A 15,895-nucleotide genomic window follows, 5' to 3' on the forward strand; every position below is an offset into this window, starting at 1 on the left:
GAGGACCCATGATCCTGCTGACTGATTCGGATCCGAAGTTTCATGCACGGGTGGCAGAGACTCTTCAACGCCGTGAGGGCGTGCTGACGCTCGACGGTGTATCCGATCTCGAGAAGACGTTGTTCGAGCACGCCGGAGATGTGGATGTTGTGTTGCTCGGACCGAGCGTGCCGCCCGCGGAAGCATTGCGTGTTGCCGAACGAGTGCAGCGCACGGCGCCTGAGGTTGGGGTTCTGTTCATCGCCGACGCGATCGGCTCCGACTTGTTGCAGTCGGCATTGCGCGCCGGAGTTCGCGACATCCTTCCCGTCGAGTTCACCGCCGACCAGCTTGCCGGGGCCGTGGAGCGGGCCGAAGCGCTGTCGCGACAGATCCGTGATCGTTCGCCGTCGGGCGAGGAGCACGAGGGCGCGGATCACGAGGTCGTCACCGTGTTCAGTTCGAAGGGCGGTGTCGGCAAGAGCTTTGTGGCCGCGAATCTCGCGGTTATGCTCGCGCGTCGCACCGGCGAGAGCGTGGCGCTGGTGGACCTGGACCTGCAGTTCGGCGACCTCGCCATCATGCTGCAGATGTTTCCGGCCCGCACGATGTACGACGCTGCACAGAATCTCGCACGCCTGGATTCCGGGGCGCTCAAAGGGTACCTGGCGCCGCACCGGTCCGGCGTGCATCTGCTGGCTGCTCCGTTCGAGCCCGGACTCGCTGAGACGATCTCCGGTGAAGCCGTCCAGCGAATCCTGCGGATGCTGAAGCAGTCGTTCCGCTACGTGATTATTGATTCGCCGGCAGCATTCACGGAGCACATCGTCGTGGCGCTGGACGAAAGCGATCACTGCGTGCTGATCACGAGCCTGGACGTGCCCAGCATCAAGAATCTGAAGTTGGCGCTACAGACGCTCGACTTGCTCGGGTTCAGCCGGGAGCGGATTCGCCTTGTGCTCAATCGCGCCGACACCGAGGTGGGACTCCGGGTCTCCGAAGTGGAGAAGACGCTCGGAACCAAAGTCGACGTTTCGATCCCATCGGGCCGCGAGGTCCCACTGTCGATCAACCGCGGGGTTCCCCTGGTGACCGAAGCGGAATACTCGCCGGTCGTCCTGGCGCTGGCGCGGCTGGCCGACGGAATCGGTGCTCCCGACAAGGAAACCGCGCGCGCGGCGCGCGGCCGATTCTTCAGGAGGAAGGCAGGATGAGTCTCTACGAACGTTTGTCCCGCGCGCGCGTCGCTTCGGAGGGAGTCGACGTGGACGCGCCGTTCACCGAACAGGCCGTTCAGCAGGACGTCGATCCGCTGAGTGACGTGAAGCGCAAGACGCACCAGGCACTCGTTCAAGCGCTCGGACCCAAGCTATACGACCTGGAGATGACGGCTGCGCAACTGGAACAACGGGTGCGCGCGCAACTCACCGAGGTGCTCGAACAAGAGGACTCGCCGCTGTCGGCCGCCGACCGCCAGCGTCTGATCGCCGAAACGACCGACGATATCCTCGGTCACGGCCCGATCGAGCCGTTCCTGCGCGACCCGGGTGTAACCGAGGTCATGGTGAACGGGCCTTCGTCGATCTATATCGAGCGTGACGGGAAGCTGCTTCGGACGACCGCGAGGTTCCTGGACGAAGCGCATCTGCGCCAGACCATCGACAAGATCGTGGGTCGCGTCGGTCGTCGAATCGACGAGGCGCAGCCGTACGTGGATGCGCGCCTGCCGGACGGATCGCGCGTGAATGCCGCTATCCCACCGGTTTCGATCGACGGACCGGCGCTGACGATCCGGAAGTTCAGTCGTGAGCCGTACCAGATCGAGGACCTGATCTCGTTCGGGACGCTGTCGGGCAAAGTGGCACGCTTCCTCGAGGCCTGCGTTGCCGGCCGCATCAACATCTTGGTGTCGGGTGGTACGGGCGCCGGCAAGACGAGCACGCTGAACGTGTTGTCATCGTTCATCGGTGCCGACGAGCGCATCATCACCATCGAGGACTCGGCCGAGTTGCGGCTTCTGCAGCCGCACATCGTGCGCTTGGAGCACCGCCCGCCCAACATCGAAGGGCGCGGACAGGTAACGATCCGCGATTTGGTGCGCAACGCATTGCGCATGCGCCCCGACCGCATCGTCGTCGGCGAGGTTCGCGGCGGCGAAGCCCTGGACATGTTGCAGGCCATGAACACCGGCCACGACGGGTCGATCTCCACCGTGCACGCGAACTCGCCGCGCGACGTCCTCGCGCGCCTGGAGACAATGTGTCTGATGGCGGGCATGGACCTGCCGGTGCGCGCGATCCGCGAACAGATCGCCAGCGCGGTCCAGTTGGTCGTGCACCAGTCCCGAATGCGGGACGGCAGTCGCCGCATCACGCATGTGACCGAGATCGCAGGGATGGAAGGCGACGTCATCACGATGCAGGATCTCTACCTGTTCGACTTCGGCATGGGAGTCGACGACTCGGGACGCTCTCGCGGGCATATCAAGTCGCTCGGCCTGCGTCCGCGATTCATCAACAGGCTCGAGGATGCCGGGATTCGACTTGGTCCGGAGTTGTTCGAACCCGAAGATCTGGTTCGAGGGAGTGACCGATGAGCCCGGCGCAGATCGGTATGGCGCGTCGAACGGCGGCGATGCTTATCGTGATGACATTGCTTCGGATGATTGGGGTCGCGCACGCCGTCGGCTCTGTGGACGTCCGTATCCGAGAAGCGGTGCTCGACCCGGGCGGCAACGTGCGCCTCACGGTTGCGGTCGCCGGAGCTTCGCGGGACTTGGCGGCATCCGACTTCGCCGTTACGGAGCAGGGTGTCGCAGTGCCGAACCTGACTGTGACGCCGATGGCCGCCGCGGCTCAGCCGGTCGCGGTTGCGCTGGCGATGGACGTCAGCGGGAGCACTGCGGGCCGGCCGCTGGCCGATGCGAAGTCCGCTGCGAAAGCTTTCGTCGGAGGGTTGCCGGCGTATGTGCGTGTCGGACTGGTGACGTTCGGACCCGGCGTGCGCCTGACGGTTCCGTTCACGACCGACCGCGCGCGCGTAGCGCGCGCGGTCGAGGCGCTGTCGGCATCCGGGGGAACGGCCCTGTACGACGCCGTGAAGCTGGCGGCAACCACGCTCGGGCGGACCCAGGCCCAGCGAAACATCGTCGTCTTCAGCGACGGCAAGGACACCGCGAGTCGCGTCGATCTGGCGGCGGCGGTTGCGGCGGCGCGTACCGCGCATGCACCGGTGACGACGATCGGACTCGAAGGCGGCGATCTCGACGCGGCGGCGCTGGGCTCGCTTGCGTCACGTACCGGCGGACGCGCTGTGCGTGTGGGGCAATCGGGAGGCCTAACGTCGGCCTTCCGCAATGCGGCACGTGACATCGCTTCGCAGTACGTGCTGAACTACGGCGGCGTCGAAGGGCCGGCCGACCTTGCAATCGTGGTGACGGTGGCGATGGACGGCGCGCGCGCCTCGGATCGCATGACCGCGCTGAACCCGCGAACCGCCGGGCGCGCGCCCGGGCCGCGCGCATACGCGATTCCGGGACCGCCACTGATTCCGGCGCTTGCTTCGTCGACCGGGCGAACGATCGGAATGTGGGCCGCATTCGTCGCGTTGCTTTTGTTCTTCGGACTTCTGCTCGCTCGGCCTCGGCGGACCGAGGTCGAGGCATTTCTGCTTCGGGGTCTGCGCGTGTACACCCGGTCGGCCGGCCGGACCGCGCGCGCAAATGGAAAGGGCGAAACCGGGGCGTTTGCGCGTGCCGCGGCCGGGGTGCTGCGGCGCCTGCCCAAGTCGTCGCGGCGCGAAGAGAAGGTGCAGGCCCAGATCGACCGCGCAGGATGGCCGTTTCGCGCCTCGGAGTTCCTCGCGATCAGGGCTGCGGCGTCCGTCGCGGGCGGGGTCCTCGGGTTCGGGCTATTCGGTCGGTGGTGGCTGGGGCTTCTGCTCGCGGCCGTTGGTCCGTGGATTCCGAAGATGCTCCTGACGCGTCGTATTGCCTCCCGGCAGGCGGCGGTACTTGGGCAACTTCCCGACACGCTGCAACTGCTTGCCGGGTCGCTACAGGCTGGGTACGGCTTCATGCAGGCAATCGACACATTGGTGAAAGAGTCTCCGGAGCCGACCTCGACCGAGTTCTCGAGGGTCTTGACGGAAACCCGACTGGGCATGCCGATCGAAGACGCCCTGAACACGATGGCCGATCGTCTCGGCAGTGAGGACTTCCGCTGGGTCGTGCTGGCGATCAACATCCAGCGGCAGGTGGGCGGAAACCTCGCCGTGTTGCTGCGCACCGTCGCCGAGACGTTACGTGATCGTGAGCGAGTGCGTCGCCAGATCAGCGTGCTCTCGGCGGAAGGAAAGCTATCCGCGTACATCCTGGGCACGCTTCCGTTTGGGATCGCCGGGTATATCGCGGTGGTCAATCCGAGCTTTCTCGCAACGATGACCGATGAACCGATGGGGCGCGCGATGATCGGCGGCGCACTGGTGATGCTGGGGCTCGGCATCGTGTGGATGCGCAAGATCATCAGGATCGAGGTGTAGCACGATGGAGACGAGCGTTCTTGCGGTGATGTTGTTCTTCGGTGCAGCGGTGCTGGCGTTCTCCAGCGTTCAGGGCTTTGTGCTCGAACGTCACGAGTCCTTCCGCATGATGCGTCGGCTGAAGGCGGTTGAGTTGCGAGCCGGCGATGTTCGTCACCGCGAACTCGCTCGTCCGTTCGCCGAACGCGTGGTTGCTCCACTGCTGAAACGGCTGGGCGCAATCGGACGGAAGTTCACTCCCGCGAGCGTTGTGGAGCGACTTACGCAGGAACTCGCGTCCGCCGGGAGCCCGGGAACATGGGACGCCGAGCGCGTGCTCGCGTTCAAGGTACTCGGGGCTGCAACCGGCGTCGTGGGCGCAGTCGCGCTGGTGCCGTTGGCGGGGCTTCCCGCGGTCCGAGGTGTAATCCTGGCGGCAGTCGGCGCGCTGCTTGGTTACTACGCTCCCGAGTGGGTCGTGCGTTCGAAGGCTCGTCGCCGCCAGGGAGCGATCCGGCGCGCGCTGCCGGACGCGTTGGACCTGTTGTCGATCACTGTGGAAGCCGGCCTTGGGTTCGACGCGGCGGTCGCGCGCGTCGCGCGTCAAGGCGGCGGTCCGCTGGGCGAGGAGCTTCATCGCATGCTGCAGGAGATGCAGATCGGCAAAGCGCGCTCCGAGGCGCTGCGGGATCTGGCCGATCGCAGCACGCTGCCGGAATTGAAATCCTTCGTGCTCGCGATGGTGCAAGCCGACGTGTTCGGGATCTCGATCGGCAAGGTTCTGCACGTTCAGGCGCAGGAATTACGGCTGCGCCGGAGGCAACGCGCTGAGGAAAAGGCACAGAAGATCCCCGTGAAGATCGTCTTCCCCTTGATTACATGCGTGTTTCCCGCGCTGTTCGTCGTGATCCTGGGTCCGGCGATCATCACGATCTCTCACAGCTTTCTCGGGCGGTAGGGGATGGGCATGCGGATCCTCGCGTTCACGGCAGATGCGTCCCTGCACGTCGCCTTGGCGTCGATGATGCCGGGAGTGGAACTGCATGTGATCGCCGATCCGGCGACGGCCGCCGACGAAGATGCAGGCGCCGTGGTGGCCCTGGTCGACTTCGGCACCACTATGCGCGGACTCGAAGCGGTGTGCGTCATTCGCGAGTCGGGATGCGGGCTTCCGTGCGTCGTCGTCGGGGATGAGATCGCCGAGGACGCCGAGGATGCGGTGTGGGTTGTCGTTCGTCCATTCACACTCATCGACGTGGGAGAGGCCATCGAGCGCGCGGCGGAGGGGCGCGCGGTCACCACCCCGACCGCGCAGGAAGAGCCCGCTACAGAGGAGGAGCCCGCTACAGAGGAGGAGCCCGTCGCAGACGAAGAGCCCGTCGCAGAGGAAGAGCCCGCCGCAGACGAAGAGCCCGTCGCAGAGGAAGAGCCCGCCGCAGAGGAAGAGCCCGTCGCATACGAAGAGCCCGCGCGTGTCGGAGCGGAGGCTCCGGAGTGCCGGCAGGAGCAAGCGCGCGCGCGCCCGGCCGCCGAGGATGCGTCCGTCGAGGAAGCGGCAAAGCGGAAGCGCGAGGAAGCGTCCGCCGAGGAAGCGGCAAAGCGAACACTCGAAGAGGCGCGCGCGGAACTCGCGGCGATTGCCGTTGCCGATGAACCGTCTGTTCCCGCTCCTTCGCCTTCCGCGGAGCAGGAGCCGGCAGTCTCTTCCGACGAGTACGCGCGGAGCCTGTTGTCCGAACTCGATCTCGCAATCCCGGCGCGCGCCCCGGCGTCTCCACGCCGCGTTCCGGTTCCGCCGAAGCAATCTCCGCGGATCGTCCGGGACACCGCCCGCCCGCCGCGCCCGGTCAAAGAGATCATCCCTGAGCGTTCCGCCGCCCGCCGCCGTCTTCGTCGGCGCATCGAGCCGGAGCGCACCCCGGCTCCCGTATCGAAGGGGTCGATCCTGACTCGCTTGAACGCCGCAGTGTGGGCCGGGCGTGATCTGGAACTGCTTCTCGGCGAGATGCCGGTCCTTGCCGAACCGCGCGCGGTCGCTCATGCGTTCTTGAGCGAGGTTGTCGAGCTTTTCGGTCCGCAGACGGCTGCCGTGTACACGCGCCGCTCCGACGGAACCTACGGCGTCCTTGCGCCTCACGGTTTGTCTAAGGTCGAGGCCGACATTCGAGTTCCCCCGGATCAACCGTTGTTCCTGGACGTTGCCGTTGGGCGAACAGGCGTGTACGTAGCTCCGGTGGACCTGGCCCAGGGGCTCGTTGCCGGCATCGGTGGGGCTCGCACCGAGACGCTCATGGCCGCGCCGATGGAAGCCGGTGGATCGTGCATCGGCGTCATCATGGTCGGGGGCGCTGATCTCACGGAGGCCGATCTGGGACGCCTGTGCGACCTGGCTGCCGAAGCCGCACCGGGTCTTGCTTTCGCTCAGTACGTCGAGCGGATGCGCGTGCGCGCCTGAATCTGGAGCAGGAGTTACGCGGCGCGCGGTGAATCACCACCGCATGAGAATGCGAACGCTTGTCGTGGTAGCCGCGCTGGGGTGTGTGCTTGCAGGCCTTCCGGCGCGCGCCGAATCACTCCCGGTTGTCTACGCGCATCGTGGCGGTGCCGGCCTTGCCCCCGAGAACACGTTCGGCGCGTTTCGTCGGGCTCACGAGACGTTCGGCGCGCGCGGCGTCTGGCTCGAGATGGACACGCAGCTCGCTTCCGACGGCGAACTTGTGATCATCCACGACGCGACCCTCGACAGAACCTCGACGAACTGCACCGGGTTGGTGATGGAGAAGACCTCGGCCCAGTTGCAGGAATGTGATCAACGAAATGGGTGGCCGGACTGGCAGGAGTTCGAGCCCGTTCCTTCGGCGCGCGCCGTCCTGACCGAGGGGAGCGCCGAAGGCTGGCGGATCATGATCGAGCTGAAGAACATCCCCGGTGAGGCGAACTTCGATCCGTCCGGCGAGCAGGCGGCCTCCGCGCTCGTCTCGCTGATCGATGAGACCGGGTTTCCGGCTGAGGATCTGCTCGTGCAGTCCTTCTTCCCGACCTCGCTCGACTACATCGAAGCGCATGCGCCCGATGTCGGCACCGTGATGCTGACCACGTCGCAGCTTCCCGGTGCTCCGCCCGGCGGCGGGTTCCCTGCGTTCGTCAACGCCGCGTTTTCGGTTGCGCGGGGCTACGAGGTGGCGGCTCCCGATTTCGGGTCCGTCGATCTGTCGGCCGAGACTGTGACTGCGATGCGCGCGCTTGGTCCCAAGGTCGTCGTGTGGACGCCCGACGACGTCGCCGATATCGGGCAAGCGCTGGATTGGGGTGTCGACGGCGTGATCTCGAATTACCCCGACCGCGTTTACGCGGCGCTGGAATAAGTCCGGTCGGGGGCGGCGTCTGTTTTGGTCACCGTCGGCCCGTACACTGAGCGGCCGTGACTCAAGACATGATCTTTGCATCCTTAAACGACGCCCAGCGCGAGGCGGTCGAAGCCGCGCGCGGTCCGGTCGCGATCCTTGCGGGCGCCGGCACAGGCAAGACGACGACAATCACGCGGCGAATCGCTTGGCAAGTCGCCTCCGGAGAGTTCGAGCCGGGGGAGATTCTGGCGGTCACGTTCACGGTGAAGGCTGCGCGCGAGATGGGCGAGCGTCTCGGCGCGCTCGGAGTTCGCGGCACGCGCGCCAACACCTTCCATGCCCAGGCGCTCGCGCAGTTCCGCCGGTTCAGCCCGGAGCAGCCCGAGATCGTGTCCCACAAAGGCCAGATCTTGCACGCGCTCGCTCAGCGGCTGCCGATGCCGTACAAGTTCACGGCGCTTCGCGACCTCGCCGGGGAGATCGAGTGGGCGAAGAACCGACGCATCGGCGCGCGCGATTACCTCGGCGCGCTGGACGACCACGAAACACCCGTCCCGGCCGAACTGATGCATCGAATCTACGTCGACTACGAAAAGCGCAAGCGCAAGGCCGGCTTGATCGACTTCGAAGACCTGCTCGAGCGCACGCTCGCGGTGCTCGCCGAGGACGCGCACGCGCTCGGCCTCGTTCGGTCGCGCTACGCCGCCTTCACGGTTGACGAGTACCAGGACGTGAACTTGTTGCAGCAAGCTCTGCTCGATACGTGGGTGGGCGCGCGCGACGATGTCTGTGTCGTCGGCGACGACTACCAGTCGATATTCGGGTTCACCGGAGCGACTCCGAAGTACTTGCTCGGGTTCACGTCGCGCTATGACCACGCAACCGTCGTCACGCTGACCGATAACTACCGCAGCACGCCCGAGATCCTGGACGTTGCCAACAGGCTCGTTCCGCGTCTGCGCGGCAGCCGCAAGATGCTGCGTGCCGTTTGCGAGCCGGGTCCTCGTCCGGTGGTACGCGGGTTCGATGCCGGTCGCGATGAAGTGGGCTGGATCGTGGGGGAGTGCAAGCGATTGAACGGCGAGGGCACCCCGTGGGAACAGATGGCGGTGCTGTTTCGCATCAACGGCCGCTCAGAGGACTTCGAAGAAGCGTTTGCGCGCGCGAAGATCCCTTACCAGGTTCGCGACGGTTCGTTTCTGCAACGCCCGGCGGCGCGCGCATTCGCGGCGCGCGCGCGCGCGGCCGAGGGATCGGTTGCCGCGGCCGCCGAGCAGATTGCCGGAGCGCTCGGCTTTGATCCGCAAGGCGCCTACGAGGTAGGCGACGAGGCCACGCGCCAGGCCGACCTCGCGCGCCTGGTCGCGCTCGCGCGCGAGTTCCCCGGCGAAACGGTGGAGGAGTTCGTTGCGGATCTACGCGCGCGTTTCGCCACTGAAGAGCAGGGCCGCGGCGTGCAGCTCATGACGTATCACCGGTCCAAGGGTTTGGAGTTCGACGCGGTGTTCCTTCCGCGCCTGGAGGACAAGGAGCTGCCGTTCGCGCTGTCGGCTTCCGACGAGGATGTCGCCGAGGAGCGGCGGTTGTTCTACGTCGGAATCACGCGTGCTCGGCGTCACCTGTCGATCAGCTTTGCGCGCGCCCGCGAGGGCGAACGGCGAACCAAACCCAAGAGAAGCCCCTTCCTGGACGAGATCGCCCCGGTGCGGCGCGAGCGCGCTGCGGTTGCGTCGGAGCCGCGCCCGGCACGGCGTCCGGCCGCCGCCTCATCGCCCTTGCTGGATGCGTTGCGGGAATGGCGCCGCGGGGTCGCGGCCGAAGCCGGTCTGCCGGCCTACGTGGTGTTTCACGACTCGACGCTCGCGGAGGTCGCGGCCGCGCGCCCGGGGTCGCGCGCCGAACTTCGGGCGATCCCCGGTGTCGGCCCGCTGAAGATGCAGCGCTACGGTGAAGCCCTGCTCGCGATCGTCGCGAAGGGCGGATGACGGTCGTGTCCCCGGGGTTTCTGTCGTACGCCCGTGTTACGCTCCGCGGCGTCCAATAACAGGGGTTTGTTGAGTGCTCGGGAATAGTGTTCGGGGGGCGCACCTCGTTGTCGGCCCACCGGGGTCGGGAAAGACGAGGCTGCTGCGGGATCGATTCGCCGCGCTGGTGCGCGAAGGCGAGCAGGGCATCCTGATGCTGGTGCCCGACCGCCGCGTCGCGCGCGCGCTCGGCGACCACATCCTTCGCGACGTGGGTCGATCGACGTCGGAAGTTCGGGTCACGACCTGGCACGCTTTTGCGCTGAGCCTTCTTCGTTTCCATTACCCGCGACTGGGCTACCGGCGTGAACCGAGTCTGCTTACCGGTCCGGAGCAGTTCAACCTCGTGCGCGAGATGCTTGCCGACCCCTTGGAGCGGCAGCGCTGGGCGGAGTTTCGCACGCACACCGCGCTGACGGGATTCGTCGAGGAATTGCGCGAGTTCGTCTTGCGCGCGCAGGACGCGTTCGAGTTGCCCGAGGACATCGAGAGGCGCGCCACCGAACTCGGGCGCCCGGACCTCGCCGAGGCGGCTCGGTTCTTCCGACGATATCTCGAACGGATCGACGTTCCGCAGGACAGCCTCGTCGACCACGCCAACGCGATCGCGCGCGCCGTCCATCTGCTGCGCGAGAACTCCGATATCGCGGTGGCCGTGCGCGCACAAGCGCGCCACATCCTCGTGGACGACTACCAGAACGTCACCCCCGCGCAGGAGTCATTGCTTCGAGAACTGGCGATCGGCGCCGACTCGGTGGTCGTCGCGGCCGACCCCGACGCGCGCATCTTCGGGTTCCGAGGTTCGTCCGCGCACGCGCTTGACGACTTTCGTAAGAGGTTTGCGCCCGTCGGCGAGTCGCACTTGTCCGAGCTTCATCGCATGCCCTCGCGCACCGACGCGTGGCTGTTTGACCACCTGTCTGAGGAAGCGTCCGCCGTGGCTTCGGAGTGTATGCGGCTGCACGTGCGCGAAGGCATCGGCTACGGCGAGATTGCCGTGGTCGTTCGGCGCTATGGCGCGGCGTTCCGCGAGGTCTGCCGTTCCCTTCGTCGCGCCGGAGTTCCTTTGGTCACCGTGAGCGAGGACCGGCCGCTGGCTCGAGAACCTGCTCTGGCTCCCGTCCTGGATCTCGCGCGCGCGGCCTTGCGTCCGGCGGAGCGTGAGGAACGACTCGCTCGGGTGCTCGCTTCGCCGGTTGCCCGCCTGGATGCCCATGAGGTCCGTGCTCTGCGACGTGAGGCACGACTTCGTCGTACGACGCTGGACGGACTGCTCGCCGCGCCCCCCGAAGATCTCCCGGAACGCCTGGTGGCGGCCTTGCGCGAGGTCGGGAGTCTCTTGGAGGAGATCGCGGACTGCGCGCGCCGTGAGACGCGACCCGCCGGCGTCTTCTGGTTCTTGTGGAAGCGCTTGCCGCTGTTCGACGACTTGGTCGCCCAGGGCGACGACGACGCTCTCGACGCCGTCGCGGCGTTCGCCGAGGCGATCGAGCGTTTCAGCGATCGGCGGCCGGGGATGGGCTTCGACGATTACCTCGACGCTTTGGAGGGAGTTGAGTTCGGTCCCGAGCCGTGGCGCATGCCCGAGGTGCGACGTCCCGATGCCGTTCGAGTGATGACGGCGCACCATGCCGCAGGGACGGAGTTCGAGGCGGTTATCGTTGCCGGCTGCGTTGAGGGAGAGTTCCCCGACCCGCACGAACGCCGCGTGCTGTTCGACGTGCGCGACGTGCTCGCGCCGGCGACTCCTCAGCAGCGCCGCGCCGCGCGCATGCAGGAGGAGCGCAGGCTGTTCACGGTCGCCACCACGCGCGCGCGCCGCAGGTTGTTGATGACGGGCGCGCGCGAGTCGAGCCGGCGTGAGGCCTCGGTTCCGTCGCCGCTGGTGCGCGCAACCGGCGCTGAATGGGAACGACCGCCGCAGACTGAGCCCTTGACGCGCGACGAAGTCGAGGCGCACGCGCGCCGCGCAATGCGGGACGCGACGGTGCCGCCGGATGCCCGGCGCGCCGCGCTCGATGTTTTGGCCCGTCTTCCCGGCGTCCGCCCCGAACGCTGGTGGTATGAGCGTGAATGGTCGGGGCCCGGCGTTCCCCTAGTTCCGGGCGAACTGCGAACGAGTTACTCGCGGCTGAGTGCGTACGACAACTGCGGTCTGCAGTACCTCTACTCGGTCGAGCTTGGGCTGGATCCGGCGTCGAGTCATCAGATGCAGGTCGGCAGTTGGGTGCACGACATCGTGGACCTGTGCGCGCGCGGCGAGATTCCAATGACTCCTGCGGCGCTGATCGAGGCTCTCGACAAGGTGTGGGATCCTTCGATCTTCGACGGGATCGCCATGGAGCGGCAGCGACGCAAGGACTCAGAGAAGATGCTCCGTCGCTGGCTCGAGGTCGATGGGGAACTCGAAACGCTCGCAAGCGAGGTGTGGTTCGAGTTTCCCGTGAACGGCGCCGTCGTGCGCGGACGCATCGACCGCGTCGTGCGTTGCGGTAACTCGATGTTGCGCTTGATCGACTACAAGACCGGACGCAACGCCAAGTCCCAGGAAGAGATCCGCGAGGACCTTCAGCTCGCTACTTACTACCTGGCGCTGACGACGGCACAGGAGTTGGTCGGCCTTGGCGAGCCGCGGTATCTGGAACTCGCGTACTTGGGCGCTCAAACCCGCGACGGGTTCATCCGCAGAGGTCTGGACCCTCGGCGTATCGAGGGGTACGCGGAATCGGCGCGCGCGCGCCTGGAGTCATTCGTCGCCGGGATCCATGAAGAGCGCTTTTCTCCCGCGCCGGGTGCGGACTGCGCGTACTGCAAGTTCAAGTCGATCTGTCCGGTGTGGCCCGAGGGTGACGAGGTGAGGCTGTGAGTCCCCAGGATCTGTTCGCGACGGGCGTGTCGCCGCAGGTGCGCGGGGCGCTCGGCGACCGGGATCCCACGCGTCAGCAGTGGGCGGCGATTTCCGCGCCGCTCGAGCCGTGCGTGCTCGTGGCCGGCGCCGGTTCGGGCAAGACCGCGGTCATGACCGCGCGCATCGTGTGGCTGGTTTCCGAAGGCCACGCAAGGGCCGGCGAGATCCTTGGACTGACGTTCACGAACAAGGCGGCCGACACACTCACCGAGAGGGTCCGCCGCGCGCTTGCTCCGCTCGGTCTGCCCGACGGCGAGGAACCCGCGATCTCGACCTACCACTCGTTCGCCGCACGCATGATCGCCGACTACGGCTTGCGCGCCGGGGTCGAGCCGGGAGCGACGTTGCTGTCCGGGGCCCAAGCCTGGCAGATCGCGTCGGAGTTGTTTCTGCGCAGAACCTTCGAAGCGCTCGAAGTGCGGTCGCTCTACCACGTGAAGTGGGTGCTCTCCCTGGCCGACGAGTGCTCCAACCATTTGGTCGAGCCTGAAGAGATCGTGGCTTGCGACACCCGACTCCTCGAGCGGCTTTCGGGGTCCAAGGGGCGGATGTCCGCGAAGGTGATCGACGCCGCCCGCCGGCGCATCGAACTTGCCGCCGTTGTGCGCGACTACATCGAGGTCAAGCGCGCGCGCAACCTTGTCGACTTCGGCGACCAGATCCGTCTTGCCGCGCAACTGGCCGCGGATCCGGCGGTCGCCGCCGACTTTCGTGCGCGCTATAGCGTTGCGTTGCTCGACGAGTATCAAGACACCAACGTCGCGCAGGCAAAGATGCTGCGCCTGCTGATGCCCGACGGGTATCCGGTCATGGCCGTCGGCGACCCGGATCAGAACATCTATGCCTGGCGCGGGGCCAGCCTGCACAACTTGTTGGCGTTCCCGAATCAGTTCCGGATCGATGCCGCATCACCCGCCGCGAGCCGACCTCTGTCGGTCAACTTCCGCTCCGGTGCGCGAATCCTGGATCTTGCGAACGTGTTGATCGCCGGGATCCCCGCCGCGAGGCGTCCGCCGGGCAAAGTCCTGGAGCCCTACCCGCCGCTCGGCGAGGGCGAAGTGGCGATCTTCTCGGCCACCGATCAGGTATCCGAGGCGGAACGCGTTGCGGATGAGGCGCGTCGTGCGCACGACGCAGGAACGCCATGGAGTGAGATCGCGATCTTGTGTCGCAAGAAGCGGCTGTTCGGTTCCTTCGTCGAGGTGTTCCGCGAGGCCGAGATTCCGCTGGAGGTCGTGGACATCGGAGGCTTGCTGATGACGCCGGAGGTCGTAGACCTCGTCGCGTTGCTGCGGGTACTGCACGACTCGGCCCGCAACGTCGCGCTCGCGCGGCTGTTGCGGGGACCGCGCTGGCGGATCGGGCACCGAGACCTGGCAGTGCTGGCGCGCCACGCCGCCGCCGCGAACGGAGATCTGCGCGCGCGCATGGAGGTCGATTCGGTTGGGGATGTGGCGTTCTCGCTCGCCGAGGCGTTAGACGCTGTGGACGACGTCGAGGGACTTTCCGAAGAGGGACGCGCCCGCATTTCGCAGTTCGTTGCCGAACTTGCGGAGTTGCGTGCCGCCGCGCATTTGCCGCTGCCCGACCTGGCCGCGCGCGCGCTCGAGTCCTTAGGCATCGTGGCTGAACTCGACGCATCGTCCTCACCGGCCGCGCCGGCGGCCAAGCGCAATCTCGCGCATTTCGTCGACCGAGTGGCGTCGTTCGAACCGGTGGACGGAGAGGCGACTCTGGAGACGTTGGTGGAGTGGCTCGATGCCGTTGCCGAGGTGGACGAGGAGTTTGATGCGTCGCAGCCGACCGACGAGGACTCGGTCAAGCTCATGACGATCCACCAGGCGAAGGGCTTGGAGTTCGACGTCGTGTTTGTTCCCGGTATGGCGGCCGGTGCTCGATCGAAGATCTTCCCCGACACCAGCATTCAGGCCAACCCTGCGACGTCGGCCCGCAACATCCCATTCGAACTTCGCGGCGACTCCGAGATTCTGCCGCACTTCGAGGGAAACCTGACCGCGTTCCAAACTGAACTGGTTGCGCGCGCGGAGGAGGAAGAGCGTCGGCTGCTTTACGTGGCGGTGACGCGCGCGCGCAGCAGGCTCGTGTGCTCGTCGGCGCATTGGTACTACCCGGTCGGTCTCGGCGAGGCGCTGAAGACTCCGATGGCTCCGAGTGAGTACTGGGAAGAAATCCGGGCGTTTCCGGGGGTTCACGTCATGACCGAAGTGCGGCCGCCGCAGGAGAACCCGCTCGTCGCGCGCCGTGCCGCGCGCGCGCAGGACTGGCCGCCTTCGGCGGGTCGCGTGCGCGACGCAATGTTCCCCGACGGATTCGCCGCCGAGGTGGCGCGCGCGCGCACGGTCGCGCCGCAGGACTCATCGCTGTTTGCCTTCGTCCCCTCGGGGCCGCCGGGTCCGGTGCTGCCGCGCTCGTTGCCCGTATCGTCGCTCGTGACGTACGCGGGGTGCCCGAAGCGCTTCTACTGGTCCTACGTTCGGCCATTGCCGCGGCGTCCCGGAGTCGCCGCGCGCATCGGGACGCTCGTGCACTCCTGGATCGAGCGCCGGGCCGACGGACAGATGCCGCTGCTGGACGTCGAGCAGTTCGAAGAGCGAGACCCGACCGAGTTCGGCGCGCGCATCGCCGAGTTGAAGACGGTATACGAGCGCACGCGGTTTGCGGCGATGAAGCCGCTCCACAGCGAGCAGAAGATCGCACTGGTCTTTGGAGACGTCGTCGTGCAAGGACGAATCGACGCCATCTTCGCGCGCCCCGAGGGAGGCTGGGAGATCGTCGACTTCAAGACCGGCCGCTTGCCTGCGGAGGGCGACGAAGCCGCCGACCGCCAACTCGAGTTGTATGCGCTCGCCGCGCAAGAGATCTGGGGTAAGGCGCCCGAGGACCTCACTTTGACGTTCGCATCGCTCACGGAAGGGGAGCGCCAAGTCCGCGTTCGACCTGCGGTCGAGATCCGCGCCGACGTCGAGCGCGCGCTGGCCGAAATCGCCGCCGCCGGATTCGATCCGGCTCCGTCGAGTGCGTGCCGCTCGTGCGACTTCCTGGCGCGCTGCCCGCAAGGGCGGGCCGAATATGGGACCTGAGCGGCGTAAATCCATGCC

At 66.7% G+C, this 15,895-nt stretch carries 9 protein-coding genes; all 9 read left to right on the plus strand.

Annotation, left to right across the window (positions count from 1 at the left end):
* Nucleotides 1–8 precede the first annotated feature (8 nt).
* Nucleotides 9–1,193, plus strand: coding sequence for an AAA family ATPase (locus WDA27_03760; protein ID MFA5890059.1), 1,185 nt, complete (start codon nt 9–11; stop codon nt 1,191–1,193).
* On the plus strand, nt 1,190–2,575 hold the full coding sequence (locus tag WDA27_03765) for a CpaF family protein (GenBank protein MFA5890060.1): 1,386 nt from the start codon (nt 1,190–1,192) through the stop codon (nt 2,573–2,575). The genes WDA27_03760 and WDA27_03765 overlap by 4 nt, the downstream gene beginning before the upstream one ends.
* On the plus strand, nt 2,572–4,518 hold the full coding sequence (locus tag WDA27_03770; protein MFA5890061.1) for a VWA domain-containing protein: 1,947 nt from the start codon (nt 2,572–2,574) through the stop codon (nt 4,516–4,518). The genes WDA27_03765 and WDA27_03770 overlap by 4 nt, the downstream gene beginning before the upstream one ends.
* A gap of 4 nt (nt 4,519–4,522) precedes the next feature.
* The gene (locus WDA27_03775) at nt 4,523–5,455 is read left to right on the plus strand and encodes a type II secretion system F family protein (GenBank protein ID MFA5890062.1); all 933 of its coding nucleotides are present in this window, start codon (nt 4,523–4,525) and stop codon (nt 5,453–5,455) included.
* Nucleotides 5,456–5,464: 9 nt separating this feature from the next.
* Nucleotides 5,465–6,952, plus strand: a complete 1,488-nt coding sequence (locus tag WDA27_03780; GenBank protein MFA5890063.1) for a hypothetical protein — start codon at nt 5,465–5,467, stop codon at nt 6,950–6,952.
* A 43-nt stretch (nt 6,953–6,995) separates the two neighbouring features.
* Complete coding sequence (locus tag WDA27_03785) at nt 6,996–7,862, plus strand: glycerophosphodiester phosphodiesterase (protein MFA5890064.1); 867 nt, start codon at nt 6,996–6,998, stop codon at nt 7,860–7,862.
* 68 nt (nt 7,863–7,930) lie between these two features.
* Nucleotides 7,931–9,829 (plus strand): ATP-dependent DNA helicase UvrD2, encoded by a 1,899-nt coding sequence (locus WDA27_03790; GenBank protein MFA5890065.1) that lies wholly within the window; start codon nt 7,931–7,933, stop codon nt 9,827–9,829.
* Between the two features lie 73 nt (nt 9,830–9,902).
* Nucleotides 9,903–12,734 (plus strand): ATP-dependent DNA helicase, encoded by a 2,832-nt coding sequence (locus WDA27_03795; protein ID MFA5890066.1) that lies wholly within the window; start codon nt 9,903–9,905, stop codon nt 12,732–12,734.
* Nucleotides 12,731–15,877: an ATP-dependent DNA helicase gene (locus tag WDA27_03800; protein ID MFA5890067.1), complete on the plus strand. Its 3,147-nt coding sequence runs from the start codon at nt 12,731–12,733 to the stop codon at nt 15,875–15,877. Before WDA27_03795 ends, WDA27_03800 begins: the two co-directional genes overlap by 4 nt.
* Nucleotides 15,878–15,895 lie beyond the last annotated feature (18 nt).

The organism is Actinomycetota bacterium, assembly GCA_041658565.1.
Classification (GTDB): domain Bacteria; phylum Actinomycetota; class AC-67; order AC-67; family AC-67; genus JBAZZY01.

Bases quoted from the DNA above. Each gene is read 5' to 3' on its own strand.
- WDA27_03760 (MFA5890059.1), top strand. From the start codon at position 9: ATGATCCTGCTGACTGATTCGGATCCGAAGTTTCATGCACGGGTGGCA.
- WDA27_03765 (MFA5890060.1), top strand. From the start codon at position 1,190: ATGAGTCTCTACGAACGTTTGTCCCGCGCGCGCGTCGCTTCGGAGGGA.
- WDA27_03770 (MFA5890061.1), top strand. From the start codon at position 2,572: ATGAGCCCGGCGCAGATCGGTATGGCGCGTCGAACGGCGGCGATGCTT.
- WDA27_03775 (MFA5890062.1), top strand. From the start codon at position 4,523: ATGGAGACGAGCGTTCTTGCGGTGATGTTGTTCTTCGGTGCAGCGGTG.
- WDA27_03780 (MFA5890063.1), top strand. From the start codon at position 5,465: ATGCGGATCCTCGCGTTCACGGCAGATGCGTCCCTGCACGTCGCCTTG.
- WDA27_03785 (MFA5890064.1), top strand. From the start codon at position 6,996: ATGAGAATGCGAACGCTTGTCGTGGTAGCCGCGCTGGGGTGTGTGCTT.
- WDA27_03790 (MFA5890065.1), top strand. From the start codon at position 7,931: ATGATCTTTGCATCCTTAAACGACGCCCAGCGCGAGGCGGTCGAAGCC.